The sequence below is a fragment of the Undibacterium sp. Ji42W genome (assembly GCF_049340405.1).
Lineage (GTDB): Bacteria > Pseudomonadota > Gammaproteobacteria > Burkholderiales > Burkholderiaceae_D > Undibacterium.
In genome coordinates this window covers 1-17599 of the sequence record NZ_JBMPOV010000021.1, presented here as the reverse complement: position 1 = coordinate 17599, position 17599 = coordinate 1, and the positions used below count along the sequence as shown (strand labels likewise).

Genomic DNA, 17599 nt, shown 5'->3' with positions numbered 1-17599 from the left:
TTAAAGGAATTTAATTGGTGCGATAATAGCATTGATTATCTATCCAGCCGACATAGATCCACGCTGTTACGACCAAATGAAAACGTCAAATAAAATTACTCAATTCAAATTTCTATCAACAATCTTTTTTTCATTTTTCTTGCTGAGTGGATGCAGCACAACTTATGAATTTAAAACAACGCACCTTGAACAACAAGTAAACATCAGAGGAAAAAAATTGTATGTTTATTCTTTTCTCGATGTAAGGGAAAATGATTTAGGCATGAATTTAATAGCTCATTTTGACTCTGGTTTAATCAAAGAACTGGCTATTCATGAAGTGAGTGCAAAAGTATTACCATTTCGAAGTAGCCGGATCGGCAGTGATTATTCATTTACGCAAAGAGGTATGAAGATACCTGTCAATGAATCAATCCAGGACAATGTCCGGGACGAGAGCCGATTCCAACCTAACTACAGGCTAGTTGTCTTTCCAGCTCAGGTTACTACTGCCGTCACCTATGCAGCATCCTCTCAAGTTCAGTCGTCGCAAATCACTTGGCAATTATTTGATGCTACGACAAATACTCTTATTTGGTCCGGTACATTAACCGAAAGTTCGGCAATGAGCGGGAGAGGACGATCAGATGACTCAACTGGAAAAGAAAGAGCAGCAGATATCATCACCAAGTTTATCAACGCCCTGAAAAAAGATAATCTGCTTTAACTAATGGAAGATGTGCCGTTAGCTAAAATGCCGTACTTATCCTCTTTGACAAATTAAAATTAGCTTTGCGTAATCACTCGTATGTCGTGCATTAAATAACAACTGTTGTCTAAACGCATCATGCAATGGGGATAATGTACGGCTATTGGCATCAGTACGATTACGCCGTGTCAATCATTCAGTAATATCAATGTCATTTACTGCGACTAAGAAATTCTCTTTACATAGGATTCAATGTCAACCGTCCTCAATTGCTTGCCACAAAATCTCGACAATGCTGCCTGTAACAACTTCATAGCCGATACTCCTTTAACAGCCTGGATACCTGTGCTGGAGCATCTGCAAAAAGCATTCGACCTGCCTGCTAGCCCGTGGGAGAAAATCCCATTGGGTGCCAATGCTCTGTTCGGGCTGGGCAAAGACGTGATAGTCAAACTCGTGCCACCCAACTGGCGGCGACAGGGTGACAAAGAAATTCTGGTGGCGCCTCTACTGGAGGGCAAGCTGTCATTGCAGACACCCCGGCTTATCGCCAGCGGTGAAATCGACAACTGGGTATTTGTGATCTTCAGTCGTTTGCAAGGCACTTTGCTTGCGGACATCTGGCCATCGCTGGATATCGAACAAAAGCAATCCATCATGCTGCAGACTGGCCAGCTCGTGCGTGAGCTCGGCAGCGTAAAGTTTGATGCAGATATCGCCATCAAGGTCGATTGGCCAAACTATATACAGAACCTGATTACCGATTGCATGGCCAGGCACAAGCGCAGGAAAATGCCGGAAGCATTGCTGGCACAAGTCATGCCCTATATCGAAGCTGCCGGAGACTTTGCCAAAGCAGGCGACTTGCGATTTATCCATATGGATATCCACCCGTGGAACCTGATGGCAAAGCAGGAACAGAGTCAATGGCGGCTCTCGGGCCTGCTGGATTTTGGTGATGCCATCGTTGGCAATAGCGACAGGTTTGAACTCCTGACACCCATGATTTTCATGGCACAAGGCAATCCCTTGCTGCTTCAGGCGCTATTACAGTCTTATGGTGAAGTCGATGAGATCAACGCATCCACACTGCAACACCAATTGACTGCGTATATGCTGATCCGGCCTGACTCTGATGTGACATTTTGCATGCAACAAGTGCCTGCTGACGGGCCGCGCAATAGCTGGGAACAAGTTGCTGCTCACATGTTTCCGCTGTAAGAACTAAGCAAACTGTGCTCTTGCGATAAAACAGGCCCGGCTATTCGGACCGGTGTTACTTATAGGTCTTGCTTACCTGTCTTGCTTATTTCAGGCAGATAAGCCCATCTGCCTGCTGTAATCTCAAGCCCCAACAAACAGTTTGTCCTCAAAGAACAAACCTTTGAGCCGTTTGCGGAAGATGGCGATGGTCATTGCCAGCAAGACCATGACGACATTAAAGCCCAGGATTTTATTGCCGCCCATATCGACGAATGGAATGGCATTCGAAGGCATGGTGGCGGCATAAAGGCCGCGGTCATAACTGGCACCGATGACGTGACCAGCATCGTTGATCGCATTAGTCAGGTACAGGCTTTTACCAGCTGGATGCAGCGTCATTTTATTGTCGCGCCAGACGAAGGACAAACGCATGTCCAGCGTATCAACCACACCGACGACATGGCCTTCGTTATTGATGCCGGTGGCGAAGCTGTCACCAAAACCAATTTTTGCACCCAGGTCTATCATCTGCTTGCCGTCGTGCATGAAGGCATGCCAGCGGCGGTCTTTCATTTCTGATGCGCCCACGACCACACCATGGTCGTTGATGGCAGTGGCCGAACTGGCGCGGCCACCCAAAGTACCCATATCCTTCATGCCAGTTGCTGCATCGTAGATGAATGCACGACGCGAACCGTCCGCGATCATGGCAGAGCCAACTACCTGTCCATGATTATTGATGCCGCTCGCATAGCTGACCCTGCCACCGAGCGTACCCAGATCTTTCATTGGTTCACCAGGGGTGTAGAGAAAAGCATGCCAGTCACGTTGAGGTGTATCTGAAAACCCGGCAGCCTGGCCAGTATTATTCAGGGCCGCACCATAACTATTCGGGCCACCCAGGGTACCCAGATCGCGTGTACCGTGATCGCGGGTGCGGATGAATGCACTCCAGGAATCCCCTTTTTTTGAAGAGCCGACGATCTCGCCCTTGTCATTGATGCGCTTGGCTTCGCTTTCGGTTTCGCCTGGCAACTCCAGTTTGATGAGCTTGCCCTTTTCAAAGAACACGGCATGAGGCGTGCCATCTTTTTCCTTGATGACAGCAGCGACCTGCCCTGCTGCATTCATGTCATAGGCAATCGACTCGCCATATTGTTTGCGTTCTATACCCAAAGAATGACTCGTCGAGGCCGCAGCATGGCCACCGATCAGAGCCAGCAGAAACAAAGAACTACGCAATGCAGGGTGCATACAGGTATCCTTTCTGGAGGGAGGTCGTACGGGGAATTTGCAAGCAAATATACAGGATTATTATTTGGCAATAAAGATAAATGATTATTATGTGCCACCATCGATTGATGGGCTGGCGAGTTTTTTGAAATTCACCAAGACGCGTGGCACAGGCCAGCTTGCCCGCATTCGAACGTCGATAAAAAGTGCTTGCCAGATGCAAGGGCACTAAGTAGCGCGCGTAAAGTCATGCATAAACAAATGGCAAAGAAGGTGCAAGCCCAGGCAGTAAAGCGCATTAATTCGCCGTGAACGCTTAAATGAAGCATCGCTAAAGTATGCCTGGGCTGCCTGGGAATTCTAACAGTGAGCACAATGCGCGCTAAGCTGTTTTAACAAGCAAGTATATGAATGATATGACTATGCCTGCCCCGACATGCCTATACTGAAATCGGTACGTTAAGATGTTCCCAGCGGCTCAGCGTCGGGCAAGGTCAAATACCTACACTGAACACAACAAATAAAAACCCCAGTCAAACATGACTGGGGTTTTGTACATTCTCAAAGCGGCTGCATCAACTCACACGGCTCAGACTCGCGCCATCAAACAACGATAGTCTGATGCTCATTACCTTCACGGGCACGTATCTCACCAATCTTATAGACAGACTCACCAGCAGCAGTCAGTTGTACCAGGGCCGCATCAGCCAGTTCAGCAGCAACAATGACCACCATACCTATACCGCAGTTGAAGACGCGGTGCATTTCTGCATCTGCCACGCCGCCGTGTTGTTGCAACCAGGTGAACAGGGGTGGCAGTGTCCACGCGTCTTTATGCAAGACGGCAGTCAGTTTGTCACCCAGTACACGCGGGACGTTTTCTACCAGGCCGCCACCGGTGATGTGGGCCATGCCTTTGACTTCCAGGGATTCCATCAATGCCAGCAAAGGTTTGACGTAGATGCGGGTTGGTGCCATCAGGGCGTCACCGAGGCTGCGGCCATGGAAATCGGCGCTCAGGTCTGGCTTGGCGACTTCGATAATCTTGCGTACCAGCGAGAAACCATTGGAATGGATGCCGGACGATGCCAGGCCGAGGATGACGTCGCCCGGTTTTATCTTGCTGCCATCAATGATCTTGGATTTTTCGACTGCGCCAACAGCAAAGCCAGCCAGGTCGTATTCGCCATTTGGGTACATGGATGGCATTTCAGCGGTTTCACCGCCGATCAGGGCGCAACCGGCTTGTTCGCAACCAAAGGCCACGCCCTTGATAACGTCGGTGGCAGTTGCTACGTCAAGCTTGCCACAGGCAAAATAATCAAGGAAGAACAAAGGCTCTGCGCCCTGTACCAGGATGTCATTGACACTCATGGCGACCAGGTCGATACCAACGGTGTCATGTTTATTGAGGTGGAAAGCCAGTTTCAGCTTGGTACCCACGCCATCGGTGCCGGAGACCAGGACAGGTTCCTTGTATTTTTTGCTGACTTCAAACATGGCGCCAAAACCGCCTATGCCAGCCATGACACCTTCGCGCATGGTGCGTTTGGCAAAGGGTTTGATGGCATCAACCAGCGCATCGCCGGCAACCATATCGACACCAGCGTCGGCGTAAGAGAGAGAAACAGGGGTAGAAGTGCTCATGATATTCGGCAATAGGGGCAGGAGGCGGTAAAATAGAGAAATTGCCAGAAAAGTCCGGCAAAAGCGCTATTTTAACAAATTGACCGCGTATATTGACCGCAAATACGCTGTATTTTGGGCCAGGCAGCAAATTCGATAATATCTTGACTACTATTTAGCCAAAAACATGCCATTTTCTTTTACGTCGGAGCAAAAACAATCCATGCTGTGGCTGGCCGTAGCAATTGGGCTACTGAGCTTGCTGTCGCTGCTGGGCCCGGTGCTGATGCCTTTTATTGTCGCCGGTATATTGGCCTATGTGCTAACACCCTGGGTCGATAAGCTGTGCGCCCTGCGTATCAAGAAATTTGGCCTGCCGCGCTCGGTTGCTGCCACCCTGGTCATTGTGATTTTGATAGCAGCTGTGCTGGCGATGTTACTGATCATGATCCCCATTTTGCAAAAAGAATTGCCGCAATTGCAAGATCAGATACCGCGCTTCTTTAATAAGCTCGATGAAATGCTGTCGCCCTTGCTCAATGAATTTGGTATCAAGGTACGTCTCGACAGCAATGGCATCAAGACTTTGCTGACGGAGCAAATATCGACCAGTGGAGAAGCCATCGGCAAGGCCGTGCTTAATTCAGTCCGCGTCGGTGGCACTGCCGTTCTGGGCATGGTTGCCAATTTGTTGCTAATCCCTATCGTCTTGTTTTATCTGTTGATGGACTGGCACTCACTGATCAAGCGCCTGAGCCACTTTATCCCGCGCCGCTTTGTCCATAACGTGGCCCATGCTGTTGAAGAAGTCGATGATATCCTGGCGCAATACCTGCGCGGGCAAATCCTGGTGATGATCGTGCTGGCTGTGTATTACTCGGTAGCACTCAGCATCGCCCGCTTTGACCTGGCTTTGCCAGTGGGCATTATCACTGGCTTTTTGGTGTTCATTCCTTATCTGGGTTTTGGATTGGGACTGGTATTGGCAGTGATTGGTGCTATTCTGCAATTTGATGGATTTAGTGGCCTGATGTCAGTCGCCATCATCTACGGCATAGGCCAGGTTGTAGAATCGTTTTACCTGACACCACGCCTGGTGGGCGAGCGCATAGGCCTGCACCCGTTGACCGTGATTTTCGCCTTGATGGCATTCGGAGAGTTGTTTGGTTTTATCGGCATCCTGATTGCGCTGCCCGCATCCGCCGTTATCTCGGTCGCCGTCAAACATATACGCACGTCTTACCTGAACAGTCCTTTTTATAGCCAGACATGAGGCAATTATTACTCGACCTGGACGCGCAAAAGCTGCCGTCCCTCGCCACCTTTGTGGTGGGGCAAAATGCTGAGCTGGCGCAATTGCTGGGCATGTTTGCAGAACGTATCACCAGCCAGTATGGCGAACGCTCAGTCTATATCTGGGGCGAGCCAGGTGCCGGCAAGACACATTTGCTGCATGCACTGGCAGCAGATGCCACAGCCCGCTATATCCCGGCAGATGCACCGGAAAGCGCCTTTGACTTTACTGAAGGTGTCAGCCTTTACCTGCTGGATGACTGCGACCAGTTGTCGCCACTGAACCAGATTGCCGCTTTTAATCTGTTCAATGAAGCGCGCGCGCGGGGTGGTTTTTTGATTGGCGCAGGCAACCGCCCACCGATGATTTTGAATGTACGTGACGACTTGCGCACCCGTTTTGGCTGGGGACTGATCTACCAGGTGCATGGTCTGACTGACGAAGACAAGATAGCTGCGCTGGAGCGCGCCGCCCATGCGCGGGGCATACAACTGTCACCTGGCGTGTTACCCTATCTGATTACCCATTACCGCCGTGATATGAGTTCACTGACCGATGTCCTGGATCAGCTCGACCATTATTCACTGGAAACCAAGCGTCCTATTACCCTGCCACTGCTGCGCGAACTGATGTTGCAGCAACAGCCGGGCCTGGACACTACGAACGATTAGCAGACCAAGCATGCGCAATATCGCCCTATTTGATCTTGATCACACCCTGATCCCCATCGATTCTGATTTTGAATGGGGCCAGTTCCTGTGTCGCGTTGGCGCCGTCGATGCCAATGAATTTGCCCGCCGCAATGCAGAGTTTTTTGCCCAATATCAGGCTGGCACGCTGGACCCGGTGGAGTACCTGGAATTTGCCCTTGGTACATTGGCACAGTTCCCGCGTAGCAGGCTTGACGAGTTGCATGCGCAATTCATGCAAGAAGTCATACAGCCTGCCCTGTTGCCAGCGGCTTATGATTTAATCAAGAAGCATCAGGACCAAGGCGACCTGATTGCCATCATCACTGCCACCAACCGTTTTGTAACAGCCCCCATCGCCGTTGCGCTGGGTGTACAGCATTTGATGGCCGCAGAGCCTGAGCTGGATGCCACTGGCAATATCACCGGCAAGCTGTTGGGTGTGCCCAGCTCAGGCGCGGGCAAGGTCGTACATCTGCAAGACTGGCTGGTAAAGCAAGACGTGACACCGCTAAGGCAGCTCAGCGACTTTCACCATAGTTATTTTTACAGCGATTCGCAAAACGATATACCGCTGCTGGAACGCGTCAGCCATCCTGTCGCAACCAATCCCAATGCCAAATTAAGTGCCCATGCACTGGCAAAAGGTTGGCCTCAACTTCACCTGTTCGACAAGCAATGATCAAGAAATTTATTCGCAAAATACTCGGCGTAAAAAACAAGAGCGATGACGCCAGCGCCAACCAAAAGCCAACTGTGCTCAGTCATAAAGACCATGGCATAGACCCGCAAATGGTGTCCGCGAACGCCATACGCATCACCCAGACCCTGCAAGAGAATGGCTTCAAGGCCTTCGTGGTGGGCGGTGCGGTGCGTGACTTGCTGACCGGTGTTAAACCCAAGGACTTTGACATTGCCACCAATGCCACGCCTGAGCAGGTCAAACGCCTGTTTCGCCGCGCCTTTATCATCGGCCGCCGCTTCCAGATCGTGCATGTCATGTTCGGGCAGGATCTGCTTGAAGTGACCACCTTCCGTGGATCTGCCACCGATGGCGCGCCCAAGGATGAACATGGCCGCGTGCTGCGCGACAATACCTTTGGCGAACAATATGAAGATGCTGCCCGCCGCGACTTCACCGTCAATGCCATGTACTACGACCCGGCATCCCAAATCGTGCTCGACTATCACGGCGGCATGAAAGACATCAAAAAGAAAACCCTGCGCATCATCGGCGTGCCAGAAGCCCGCTACCGCGAAGACCCGGTGCGCATGCTGCGCGTGGTGCGCTTTGCCGCAAAACTGAACTTCACGATAGATGCCGCGACGCGCGCACCCATCGCCATCATGGCACCGTTGATCAACAATGTACCAGCCGCCCGCGTCTTTGATGAAACCCTGAAGCTGCTGACTAGCGGCCATGCCATGGCCTGCCTGCAGCAACTGCGCAAAGAAGGCCTGCACCATGGCCTGATGCCCTTACTGGACGTGGTGCTGGAGCAACCCCTGGGCGAAAAATTTGTCACCCTGGCACTGGCCAATACCGATGAACGCGTACAACAAGGCAAGCCAGTTTCACCAGGATTTTTGTTTGCATCCCTGTTATGGCACCAGGTCGTAGAAAAATGGGAGGCCTATAAAGCCGCAGGCGAATTTCCCATCCCTGCCCTGCACCTGGCAGCCGATGATGTCTTGAATACACAAACCGATGCCCTGGCGATACAACGCAAGATAGGCTCCGACATGCGCGACATCTGGGCGATGCAACCGCGCTTTGAAAAACGCGCTGGCAAAACCCCCTACAAAGTGCTGGAACATCCGCGCCTGCGCGCTGGTTATGACTTCTTGCTGCTGCGTTGCGCCTCCGGTGAAATCGATGAAGAAATCGGTGAATGGTGGACAGACTTCATGGAAGGCGACAGCGCCGAACGTGAACAACTCATCAACAGCAAACCCAAGACAGCCGAAGCCGGCGCAAAAAAACGCAAGCCCCGCCGCCGCGCCCCACGCAAGGCAGCCGCTGCAGCCGAATGAGCATGCAAGTAAATTTGCAGGTTTTTATCGGCATAGGTGCCAACCTCGGTGACGCCGCGGCCACCGTCAGTAAAGCGATCGCCGCGCTGGCGCATTTGCCAGCTACCACACTCGTGGCGCAGTCTGCCCTGTTCGGCAGCGCGCCCATCGATTCGACTGGCGATGATTACGTCAATGCAGTCGCTGAACTCTCGACCAGGTTGCGTGCCGCCGACTTGCTGCAACACCTGCAAGCCATAGAACTGGCACATGGCCGTGAGCGCCCCTACCGCAATGCACCGCGTACCCTGGACCTGGATTTGCTTTTATATGGTGCGGAAGAAATCAATACAACCGACTTGCAAGTCCCCCATCCGCGCATGACAGAACGCGCTTTTGTCTTGCTACCCCTGCTGCAACTCTCTGCCGATATCAGCATCCCCGGCAAAGGCTTGGCACGAGCATATGTCGCTGCGGTGGCTAAGCAGCGCATACAAGAATTACCCATTACCTGACAGCCTGAGAAGGCGATAAGCGAGGCCCATGCAAATCCCCATCATTCTACAAACCACAGGCTTGTTGATACTCTCCAACGTCTTCATGACGGTGGCCTGGTACGGCCATCTGAAAAGCCTGTCCAACAAAGCCTGGTGGGTAGCCGCCTTTATCAGTTGGGGCATTGCCCTGTTCGAATACCTGCTGCAAGTGCCCGCCAACAGAATAGGCTACACTGCCTACAGCCTGGCCCAGTTAAAGATATTACAGGAAGCCCTCACCCTGATCGTCTTCGTGCCCTTTGCCATGCTTTACATGGGGCAACCGTTCAAGCTGGATTATGTGTGGGCGGGCTTGTGTCTGGTTGGAGCAGTTTATTTTATTTTCAGAAGTTAATAAGCGCTGTCCAAGCTACTGCGCGGCGCAATTTTTGAGCCTGCGATGCTAGTAATAATTGAGTACTTGAATACGAAGCGCTTCTTAACTCAAACTTGCGCCGCTCGCTACGCTTATGCAGCACTAACCTATACAAGTAAATCAAACCCAAGACAAGGTTAAGAATACAAAAAAATAAAGTTGAGGATGTAGGTGGAGACAAAATCGCTGTCACACAAAAAACCAATGACAGCATCACCTCTGGAGAAAAAGAATGGCTGAATATTTGCAAGACCGTAAAGCAGTAAGCATTCCCGGCTTAATCGCACTACGTGAAAAAGGTGAAAAAATCACCATGCTCACCTGCTACGATGCCAGCTTCGCATCCCTCATGGACCGTTGCGGCGTAGAGATTTTACTCATCGGTGATTCCCTGGGTATGGTTTGCCAGGGATATGATTCCACCCTGCCAGTGACACTGCAAGACGTGGCCTACCACACCGCCGCCGTCGCCCGTGGCAACCAGAAAGCCCTGGTCGTTGCCGATATGCCCTTTGGCACGTATGCGACACCGGAAGCCGCTTTCAACAACGCCGTGCAACTGGTGCAGGCCGGTGCGCATATGGTCAAGCTAGAAGGCGGCACCTGGCTGCTGCCCACCATCAAGTTCCTGACCGAACGCGCGATACCCGTTTGCGCCCATCTGGGCCTGACACCACAATCCGTGCACCAACTCGGCGGCTACAAGGTACAAGGCAAGACTGATGCATCAGCCAACCTGTTGAAAGCCGAAGCCCTGGCAGTACAGGAAGCCGGTGCCACCCTGCTGGTGCTCGAAGCCATCCCCGCCAGCCTGGGCAGAGAAGTCACAGATTCCCTGCACATCCCCACCATAGGTATAGGCGCAGGCGTTGATTGCTCAGGCCAGGTACTCGTCATGCACGATTTGCTGGGCGTATTCCCGGGCCGCAAAGCCCGCTTCGTGAAAAATTTCATGGAAGGCCAGACCAGCATTGATGCGGCAGTACAGGCTTATGTGGCAGCGGTAAAGGATAAATCTTTCCCGGCGCTTGAACATAGTTTCTAAATTTTCTTGGTTTGTAATTGGACTTTGGCATTGCCGCTTTAAAAGGACAACTGCCAAAGCCATCTATCCTGTTGGCCGGCACTCCAATCAGTAGGGTGCGTTACAACGCACCACCTATTGCATAAGAATTATGCATACAGTTAAGCGCAATAATTTTTAATCAGTGAGTTCAAAACCTCATAACCGACTGTCTCTACCAAAGAGACATCATGGTCCGTCTTCCGTGAAATCCAATTCCTTATATCTGCACAAGAAAAAAAGTAGTCACATATATCAGACACAAATTTTTCAATTTCCATCTGACTATTAAAAGCGAATATCCCCATATCGACAGGACGGGGCTGAAACAAAGCCCACTGTTTGCGGGTATCCAGCAAAATTAGCCCGCCATAGTCTCCGGCATTTCTTAAGTATTTTTCGCAGCTCGTGATAGCTTGCACCCAGTCATCAGCAGCACTAAACAGATTCAGGCTCTCATACGCTGAAGCAGAATACACCTCCACTGTCCCATCTAACTCAAAAACCGCACGCACCAATTTTTGCACCATATGCATTAACTCACGGGAAGTGCAAATATCTATATCAAAGAACAAATATCTATTGAAGCTATGATGAAATATCTGTGCAGGCAGGAGTGCACCAGGGATCAGTATTTCCTTGAGATTACGGGTCATGTTCAAAATGGCGCGATGGCACTATTTATCATGTTTTGTTTCTTCGTAAAATTCACCATCGGATATTTTCCATATATAACCCTCAATCCCATCTTCATGATCTGCGTGAAATATTCCTGAAAGATAATTGGTCATTCCAAACTCTGAATGACTGACTTCTTTCGAGAGTGCTTTTAGCTGGACTTTTATGTAGCTGAGACGCTGAATTCGAATATCAGCCCCATAAAAAATGTAATGCGTCCAGTTGATATGCGTGTCTGGGATCACTCATCCCTGGTTATACATTTCTGCCCTAGCAACATTGAAGCCGTAATCCCCTGCTCTCTCAATGAAAGATGAAATGATTACCTCGATTTGCGGAATGCACTCTTCATCGCACGCTATCCAACCTCTTACGCTAATATATGCTCCCATGCCTTTTATTAACTTTGCCATATATGTTGGCGATGTTGATACCAAACGACTTGCTTCGTTCTGACATCGTACGTGCTATCCATGCAGATGAATCGGTGCAATTGCAAAAGGGCAGACGCTGCAAGTGCAGGTACTGAGTAGTCGATCCACGGTATTTATCGCGACCAGAATATCATTCAAAAAATAATCATCTAAGACAATATTCAAACATCATTCCTTCAAAAACGAGGGAGCAGGATTATATGAATCCACCACCCCGGTGGCCTGATAAAATCGTTCCACCTCAGCCAGCGGGTATTGTGAAAACCGTGCGCTTGCCAGACCTTTGCAATGCTCAATCTCTGCCAGAGATTTATCTGCAGTACAGACTCCAAATAATTCAAGATGCCGGAGGGATGATAATTTCGCGATTGGTTTCAGTGATTCAATCAGCGCAAACTTCCGCGCTGCATCCCAGCCAGGCGACGTAGCTAAAGACAAGCATTCAATACTCTCAAGTTCGGCCAGATCTTCAATACTAGATACCTTCGGCAGATGCAAAATACTTAAATACCGGAGTTTGGGTAATGACTTCAAAACATTCAGAGAATGATCAGGAAATGATGCAATCACCAGTTCCTCAAGATTCTGAAATTCAGCCAAGGATTCAAGTGTCGTGTATTTGCAGTGCCATATTCTTAGCGTGGTAATTTCCAGCTTACGGTCTGTTACTGGAAATTTTTTTGCCGGGTCTCTCATTAAATCAAGATGCATTTTTTTCTTTTACATAGAATTTACTGAGTAATGAAAACTTTTGCACTGCACTTTTACATCACAATCAAAATCATAAAGTGAAGTTGAGCTCCAAGTATTGATATAGCTAGCTCAACAATATTGCTCCATATCCAACCAGCACATTGTAAAGCATCAGGTTCCTATACTTCAAGGAACACCCAAAACTCCTTCCAAGATACTACACACCTCGACTATGAAAATCTCATAAGAAGCCAGGCCTCCCGTCACTTCCTCAACCCGCCTCTTTTGCCATTCAAGAAAACTTGGCAAATACCACGTCAGCGATACAAATCTTTTCGGGAGCAATGCATGGTCATCAACATGCATATTCTTAAGTACGTGTATGAAAGCCTCACCTTCGCTAACATCAAACCGCCCCACACGAATCAGCGCCAAGACGCCACCATCATCCCAGGCCTTCTCAAGAAACTCAGTCATTTGCTCAATATTCATTGCTTCTTTCAAATCCGTCGTTCATTAAGTCAAGGGACAACAGGCAAAAGATCCATCGGCACGTCCCGACCATAAGAAATAATCTCAATCATTCCTGTCATTGATTCTACATTGTCAGCATCGACTATATAAATAGAATAGCCAGCATCATCCTTGATACCAAAATCAATCAACGCACCTTGACGTTTTTCTTTAACCGACATCACAAAACCAGAAGCCAATTCTTTATCCATGAAATATACGCCCACCATTGACAGCTCCATCAGCGTCAGGAATACGTTTGGCAGCAGAGACAAATCTTCAATCCTTATCAAGCCCTCATAGCTTGCGATAAACCACGTCAGAAATGGTAACTTTCTGGGCAACAAGCTTCTAAAAAATTCCACATGAACGCCGTCCAGTTTTTGCATGGATTGATAAGTAGACCTGGGATGCGCACCCATACCATACACATAGCAAACCACTTCGTCTCTATCATCTTGAAACCGCGCGAGTTTGGTCAAGACAGCTTCAACTTCTGCATAACTGACATCGCGATCAAACTCCGCATGGGTATTTTTGCTTGCTTGAAATAAGCGTCTCATATGCTTGTTGATTGATATCTTGAACTCTTGTTTGCAAAGGTAAATTCACTAATACTTACTCGCAGCATTCTCAGCGCGAACAAAATTTCAAAAAAACGGAAACACAGTTGATTTTAACGACGCATGACTGTGCCAAGAACTGGACGAACCATGGCTGATTGATCTTTTTTTGATAAACCCTTGAGGGCGGGGATTGAAGTTTTGTTCCAATAAATAGTCATATTCGCCGTTTCAAAAAATACCTCTATGATTTTTTTGGAATACTTTTGTAAAAATAATTTAAGAGGCCACTGAAATTTTATGAATGCGCAAGACAGTTGCTCGGACGGAGAAATTGACCCTTCGGATTAGGATTTGGTGAACAACACTTTTTAAAAGTTATTTTTCCCTTTCCCTGTTATTCACCATACTTGATTGAGCTTTATACTGTGCTTGGCAAAAATTTTTCTCGAAGATTGTATGTGTTCACTCCATAGTCGCAGCAATTTCAGAAGTGCAAATCCCACACTGAAATTAAATCCGCCGCTATCCTAGACTATTTCAAAGACGAGACAAATCTAACCGATGGCAACTCTTACGATACGGCGGCTGATTGCGCAGCATGTTTTTTCAAATTTACAAACCTTCAGCTCGTCGATCCTCAATCCAATTCAGATATTCATGCCTTAATTTAACGAAGCTTTCAAAATCCCAATTGTCCTCAACCGGAATTGGCTTCAAGTCTCGAAGTAATTTCTTCTCAATCAAAAATTCATTCCAAGATAATTTCGACGACAATCTCTCATCAAACAACAATATATTATTTATGTTGTCCACAATATAAAACATTGCAGAGATATCCGCAACCGAGCCTAACATCCCAGGCTTGGCATTTAGAACATCATCAAACCACTTAATAAATTCAAGGCACTTTTGATTAGTCATGTCATTTATATAGCGCAAGGGTTAGAATATTTTGAATTATGAGGTTTCCTCGATATTTCGTCTTCCAACAGATGGATTCTATGTGGCCAGTTTCTGCTGACTTTGTTTACTTTCCCATTGTTCGAGGTACTAGATTGGTGAACGGTAACCAAGCGTTGAGTGCTGTCGTTGACGATGATAAAATACTTCGATGTAATCGAAGGCTGCATATTTCATTCATCATGGCTGGCGTATCGCACACCATGGTAACGCTTATTCTTGAAACTATTAAACCAGCTCTCAGTCGGGGCATTGTCCCAGCAATTTCCTTTTCGACTCATCGAGCAGGTCATGCCGAATTGCTGGAGTTTTTCCTGGAATGCATAGCTGGCATACTGACTGCCCCGGTTTGAATGATGCATGACTCCTGGTGCAGGCTTGCGCCGGAACCACGCCATGGTCAGAGTATCTGTTACGATATCCGTTGTCATGCGTGACCTGAGCGCCCAGCCAATCGCCTCCCGATTGAACAGATCCAGAACAATCGCCAGGTACAGCCAGCCTTCATCTGTCCACAAATACGTTATGTCCGACGTCCATACTTAATTAGGCGTGCTTGGCCTGAAGTTCCTGACAAGCAGGTTCTCGGCCACTGGCAAGCGGTGTTTCGAGTCTGTAGTGACCTTGTAGCGCCGTTTGTGGCGCGCTCGGATACTGTTCTCACGCATTAGTCTCTCAACGCGTTCCTTGCTGGCCTTGAGACCACGCAACCGAAGTTCCCGTACCATGCGCGGACTACCGTAGGCGCCCTTGATTTCAGCATGAATGGCGCGTATCAACGCCAGCATCTGATTGTCTGTCAAACGCTTACGGGCTGGTATGCCGCCACACTTCCACGCACGATAACCACTGATGCTGACTTCCAGAGTCTCACACATGTCGGATAGCGCAACCGACTTACCCTGCGCCTTATCCAGGCGTACTTTACAGAACATCCTTCGCGAAGTACGCCGCTGCCTTTTTTATGATGTCGTGCTCCCGTTTTAGACGGGCAACTTCAGCGCGCAGTCGAGATAATTCCATTTCTTCCGCAGTCACTACTCTGCTTCCAACACCGTTAAGTTTGCCAGAAGCAGCCGCCTTCACCCAGTTGTGTAAAGTCTGATCACTTAGTCCAAGTGCCTTGGCAGTTGCCGGAATGGATTCTCCTTCGGCTACCCGTTTGATAGCGAGTTCCTTGTATTCGACGGTATAAGCCTGTTTTGGTATCTTCTTCATTTCTTGTGCCTCCAAAGTAACGATATTTTACGCCATCTATGGAAGACTAAATTCCAGGGGAAGCTCACACCTATTTGAGTCACACATGCCAACATTATGACGAATAATAATTTTTCAATTATTAACACAGGCTACGGTTTTGACTTCTTCGTCGCGTTTAACTGATCTTCTAACTTCGTTGCTTTTTCTGGATCAATTTTCCGAATATCATCTATCAGTAATTTAATCTCTGCGGTAGCAGCGGGATTGTCCAAGTTACGCATCAGTATATTTACTAGATATTCTTTGGGGGCGATATCAGAACACTTAGCAGCAACACGAAGATACTTTGTGGCAGCATCTAAATCCAAAGCGCCGTAAAGGTAATACTGTGCTAATCGCGTTGACGCATCGCAATCTCCAAGAACTGCTTTGCGTTCAAGATCGGCCTTTTCATCTGTCGATACAGAATAAGGAAAATGACTAGCTGCAGGCTTTGAATCACTCCTGTAAAAATCCACAGCAAACCAGGTCGCAAAACAAAAAAGAGTGGCAATAAAACCCAATGATAGATACTTAATCATAGTTTAACGTCCTTTGGGATAGAATGTTTTCCATTGACCGGGTGAAGAAATCGGCCCGGGATCAGTTGCAGACGTTCCGATAATTCCTCGCGGTGTGTAATAAATGAACCCTGTTGGAGCTGTTACTGGAACTCCTAATTGATGAGCCAAGGTTTGTGCAAATGGTTCCCAGTTTTTACCACCATGGCCTTGAGGCCAACTTATACCTGTATTGCAAGAACCAAGTTTGACTGGTCTGTTCTTCCAATTTGGATCACTTTTAATCATATTTGCTAAATTTTCGGGCCAAAGTGGTTTCCATGGTGATGTTCCATTCCTATCATCTGACATATTCCCTGGATTCCCGTGACCAGCGACTGTATAGAATGCTGGTTCATTCCAAGCATTTCCACCAGGGTAATTACCAGTGAGGTCATGGCTACCCGGTTGTGGATTAAAAAGATTCAGGTCTGCGAGTCCAAGCGGATCAATATGCGTCACAGGATTTCCCCTGACATACCCATAAGTATTAATGCCCCCATTCAACCCAATCGGATCTTCCGAAATGAACCGATGCGTCGCTGGTGAATAGTACCTGGCACGGTAGTAATACAGCCCTGTCCCATCATTCTCCCGACCAGTGTACTGGAAAGAATTATTGATGACAGTATCTGCCTTGGTATTACCATAAGGATCGTAGCTGTAATCAACAACCTTGTCGCCTGCTGCATTAGTGAGCCGGATAGTGGAACCGAGTGCGTCTGTGAGGTAAGTCAGGTTTGTCGCTGATGCGCCAGCGCCACTCTGCTGTACAAATACCTGATCTACCCCAGCGCTGATGTAGTTGTTGATGGGGCTTGCACCATTGAGTTCTTGCACGATGTTGACACCGTCATACATAAACCCGGTGCTGACACCATTGATGGTTTTAGTTTGTCTTCTGCCCAGTGCGTCATAACTGAAGCTGGCGACTTCTGTGCCTGTGCTGTCCTTGATCTGGATGAGCTGGTTGCGGGCGTTCCAGATGTAGGTTTTGAGGCCATCGCTGGTGAGGTTGCCGTTAGCATCGTAATTGAGTATCTGGCTGCCCCAGGTGGCGAGGCGGTTGTTGGCATCATAGCTGGCTGTGTTGATGGTGTCTGGCAAGTCTGTTTTTGCCAGGCTGCCGCTGGTTTTGGTGCGGCGGCCATTGGCGTCATAGGTGTAAGCCAGGTCACCGATGAGGCTGTTGTCGGCTTTTTTGTAGGTGATGCCAGTCAACTGGCCTGCGTCAT

The 17599-nt window shown here is 48.7% G+C and carries 18 protein-coding genes and 1 pseudogene; 9 read left to right on the top strand and 10 right to left on the bottom strand.

The annotated features are described in order from the left end of the window. The first annotated feature begins 76 nt into the window (after positions 1 to 76). Both ACO0LG_RS28345 and ACO0LG_RS28340 read left to right on the top strand, forming a co-directional pair. Complete coding sequence (locus ACO0LG_RS28345; RefSeq protein ID WP_423031801.1) at positions 77 to 706, top strand: hypothetical protein; 630 nt, start codon at positions 77 to 79, stop codon at positions 704 to 706. 234 nt (positions 707 to 940) lie between these two features. After that, positions 941 to 1909, top strand: coding sequence for a phosphotransferase family protein (locus tag ACO0LG_RS28340; protein ID WP_423031799.1), 969 nt, complete (start codon positions 941 to 943; stop codon positions 1907 to 1909). Between the two features lie 123 nt (positions 1910 to 2032). Here the strand turns inward: ACO0LG_RS28340 and ACO0LG_RS28335 are convergent, their stop codons facing one another. Together ACO0LG_RS28335 and purM are read right to left on the bottom strand one after the other, a co-directional pair. Beyond that, the gene (locus ACO0LG_RS28335; protein WP_423031797.1) at positions 2033 to 3145 is read right to left on the bottom strand and encodes an HAF repeat-containing protein; all 1113 of its coding nucleotides are present in this window, start codon (positions 3143 to 3145) and stop codon (positions 2033 to 2035) included. Positions 3146 to 3727: 582 nt separating this feature from the next. Beyond that, entirely contained in the window at positions 3728 to 4771 is a 1044-nt protein-coding gene (purM, locus tag ACO0LG_RS28330) for a phosphoribosylformylglycinamidine cyclo-ligase (protein WP_423031795.1), read from the bottom strand. 166 nt (positions 4772 to 4937) lie between these two features. Here purM and ACO0LG_RS28325 point away from each other — a divergent pair, with 166 nt between their 5' ends. From ACO0LG_RS28325 to panB, 7 genes are all read left to right on the top strand, one after another. Further along, positions 4938 to 6023, top strand: coding sequence for an AI-2E family transporter (locus tag ACO0LG_RS28325; protein ID WP_423031793.1), 1086 nt, complete (start codon positions 4938 to 4940; stop codon positions 6021 to 6023). Continuing rightward, on the top strand, positions 6020 to 6715 hold the full coding sequence (gene hda / locus ACO0LG_RS28320) for a DnaA regulatory inactivator Hda (protein ID WP_423031791.1): 696 nt from the start codon (positions 6020 to 6022) through the stop codon (positions 6713 to 6715). Before ACO0LG_RS28325 ends, hda begins: the two co-directional genes overlap by 4 nt. A 10-nt stretch (positions 6716 to 6725) precedes the next feature. Continuing rightward, positions 6726 to 7415, top strand: a complete 690-nt coding sequence (locus ACO0LG_RS28315; RefSeq protein WP_423031789.1) for an HAD family hydrolase — start codon at positions 6726 to 6728, stop codon at positions 7413 to 7415. Continuing rightward, on the top strand, positions 7412 to 8767 hold the full coding sequence (gene pcnB, locus ACO0LG_RS28310; RefSeq protein ID WP_423031787.1) for a polynucleotide adenylyltransferase PcnB: 1356 nt from the start codon (positions 7412 to 7414) through the stop codon (positions 8765 to 8767). Before ACO0LG_RS28315 ends, pcnB begins: the two co-directional genes overlap by 4 nt. Continuing rightward, entirely contained in the window at positions 8764 to 9261 is a 498-nt protein-coding gene (folK, locus tag ACO0LG_RS28305; protein WP_423031785.1) for a 2-amino-4-hydroxy-6-hydroxymethyldihydropteridine diphosphokinase, read from the top strand. The genes pcnB and folK overlap by 4 nt, the downstream gene beginning before the upstream one ends. Positions 9262 to 9289: 28 nt before the next feature. After that, the gene (locus tag ACO0LG_RS28300; protein WP_423031784.1) at positions 9290 to 9637 is read left to right on the top strand and encodes a DMT family protein; all 348 of its coding nucleotides are present in this window, start codon (positions 9290 to 9292) and stop codon (positions 9635 to 9637) included. 253 nt (positions 9638 to 9890) lie between these two features. Beyond that, positions 9891 to 10703, top strand: a complete 813-nt coding sequence (panB, locus tag ACO0LG_RS28295; RefSeq protein ID WP_423031782.1) for a 3-methyl-2-oxobutanoate hydroxymethyltransferase — start codon at positions 9891 to 9893, stop codon at positions 10701 to 10703. A gap of 140 nt (positions 10704 to 10843) precedes the next feature. On the opposite strand, the gene ACO0LG_RS28290 is transcribed toward panB, so the two are convergent. The 8 genes and pseudogenes from ACO0LG_RS28290 to ACO0LG_RS28255 form a co-directional block, all read right to left on the bottom strand. Beyond that, positions 10844 to 11377 carry a hypothetical protein gene (locus ACO0LG_RS28290; protein WP_423031780.1) on the bottom strand — a complete coding sequence of 178 codons (534 nt, stop codon included), beginning with the start codon at positions 11375 to 11377 and terminating at the stop codon, positions 10844 to 10846. Between the two features lie 624 nt (positions 11378 to 12001). Then, positions 12002 to 12544, bottom strand: coding sequence for a leucine-rich repeat domain-containing protein (locus tag ACO0LG_RS28285; protein ID WP_423031778.1), 543 nt, complete (start codon positions 12542 to 12544; stop codon positions 12002 to 12004). 168 nt (positions 12545 to 12712) lie between these two features. Beyond that, positions 12713 to 13018: a hypothetical protein gene (locus ACO0LG_RS28280; protein WP_423031776.1), complete on the bottom strand. Its 306-nt coding sequence runs from the start codon at positions 13016 to 13018 to the stop codon at positions 12713 to 12715. 29 nt (positions 13019 to 13047) lie between these two features. Beyond that, complete coding sequence (locus ACO0LG_RS28275; protein WP_423031774.1) at positions 13048 to 13602, bottom strand: hypothetical protein; 555 nt, start codon at positions 13600 to 13602, stop codon at positions 13048 to 13050. 615 nt (positions 13603 to 14217) lie between these two features. Beyond that, on the bottom strand, positions 14218 to 14526 hold the full coding sequence (locus tag ACO0LG_RS28270) for a hypothetical protein (protein WP_423031772.1): 309 nt from the start codon (positions 14524 to 14526) through the stop codon (positions 14218 to 14220). 129 nt (positions 14527 to 14655) lie between these two features. After that, positions 14656 to 15783 (bottom strand): annotated as a pseudogene (locus ACO0LG_RS28265) (IS3 family transposase). A gap of 131 nt (positions 15784 to 15914) precedes the next feature. Next, the gene (locus ACO0LG_RS28260) at positions 15915 to 16346 is read right to left on the bottom strand and encodes a hypothetical protein (RefSeq protein ID WP_423031770.1); all 432 of its coding nucleotides are present in this window, start codon (positions 16344 to 16346) and stop codon (positions 15915 to 15917) included. Between the two features lie 3 nt (positions 16347 to 16349). Then, a partial coding sequence (locus ACO0LG_RS28255; RefSeq protein ID WP_423031768.1) for an RHS repeat-associated core domain-containing protein occupies positions 16350 to 17599 on the bottom strand: 1250 nt, incomplete at its 5' end.

Coding starts and splice junctions, on each gene's coding strand:
- ACO0LG_RS28270 (WP_423031772.1), bottom strand. CDS start 14,526: ATGACTAATCAAAAGTGCCTTGAATTTATTAAGTGGTTTGATGATGTT.
- ACO0LG_RS28280 (WP_423031776.1), bottom strand. CDS start 13,018: ATGAATATTGAGCAAATGACTGAGTTTCTTGAGAAGGCCTGGGATGAT.
- ACO0LG_RS28325 (WP_423031793.1), top strand. CDS start 4,938: ATGCCATTTTCTTTTACGTCGGAGCAAAAACAATCCATGCTGTGGCTG.
- ACO0LG_RS28275 (WP_423031774.1), bottom strand. CDS start 13,602: ATGAGACGCTTATTTCAAGCAAGCAAAAATACCCATGCGGAGTTTGAT.
- ACO0LG_RS28335 (WP_423031797.1), bottom strand. CDS start 3,145: ATGCACCCTGCATTGCGTAGTTCTTTGTTTCTGCTGGCTCTGATCGGT.
- purM (WP_423031795.1), bottom strand. CDS start 4,771: ATGAGCACTTCTACCCCTGTTTCTCTCTCTTACGCCGACGCTGGTGTC.
- ACO0LG_RS28340 (WP_423031799.1), top strand. CDS start 941: ATGTCAACCGTCCTCAATTGCTTGCCACAAAATCTCGACAATGCTGCC.
- ACO0LG_RS28315 (WP_423031789.1), top strand. CDS start 6,726: ATGCGCAATATCGCCCTATTTGATCTTGATCACACCCTGATCCCCATC.
- ACO0LG_RS28285 (WP_423031778.1), bottom strand. CDS start 12,544: ATGCATCTTGATTTAATGAGAGACCCGGCAAAAAAATTTCCAGTAACA.
- hda (WP_423031791.1), top strand. CDS start 6,020: ATGAGGCAATTATTACTCGACCTGGACGCGCAAAAGCTGCCGTCCCTC.
- pcnB (WP_423031787.1), top strand. CDS start 7,412: ATGATCAAGAAATTTATTCGCAAAATACTCGGCGTAAAAAACAAGAGC.
- ACO0LG_RS28345 (WP_423031801.1), top strand. CDS start 77: ATGAAAACGTCAAATAAAATTACTCAATTCAAATTTCTATCAACAATC.
- panB (WP_423031782.1), top strand. CDS start 9,891: ATGGCTGAATATTTGCAAGACCGTAAAGCAGTAAGCATTCCCGGCTTA.
- ACO0LG_RS28290 (WP_423031780.1), bottom strand. CDS start 11,377: ATGACCCGTAATCTCAAGGAAATACTGATCCCTGGTGCACTCCTGCCT.
- folK (WP_423031785.1), top strand. CDS start 8,764: ATGAGCATGCAAGTAAATTTGCAGGTTTTTATCGGCATAGGTGCCAAC.
- ACO0LG_RS28260 (WP_423031770.1), bottom strand. CDS start 16,346: ATGATTAAGTATCTATCATTGGGTTTTATTGCCACTCTTTTTTGTTTT.
- ACO0LG_RS28300 (WP_423031784.1), top strand. CDS start 9,290: ATGCAAATCCCCATCATTCTACAAACCACAGGCTTGTTGATACTCTCC.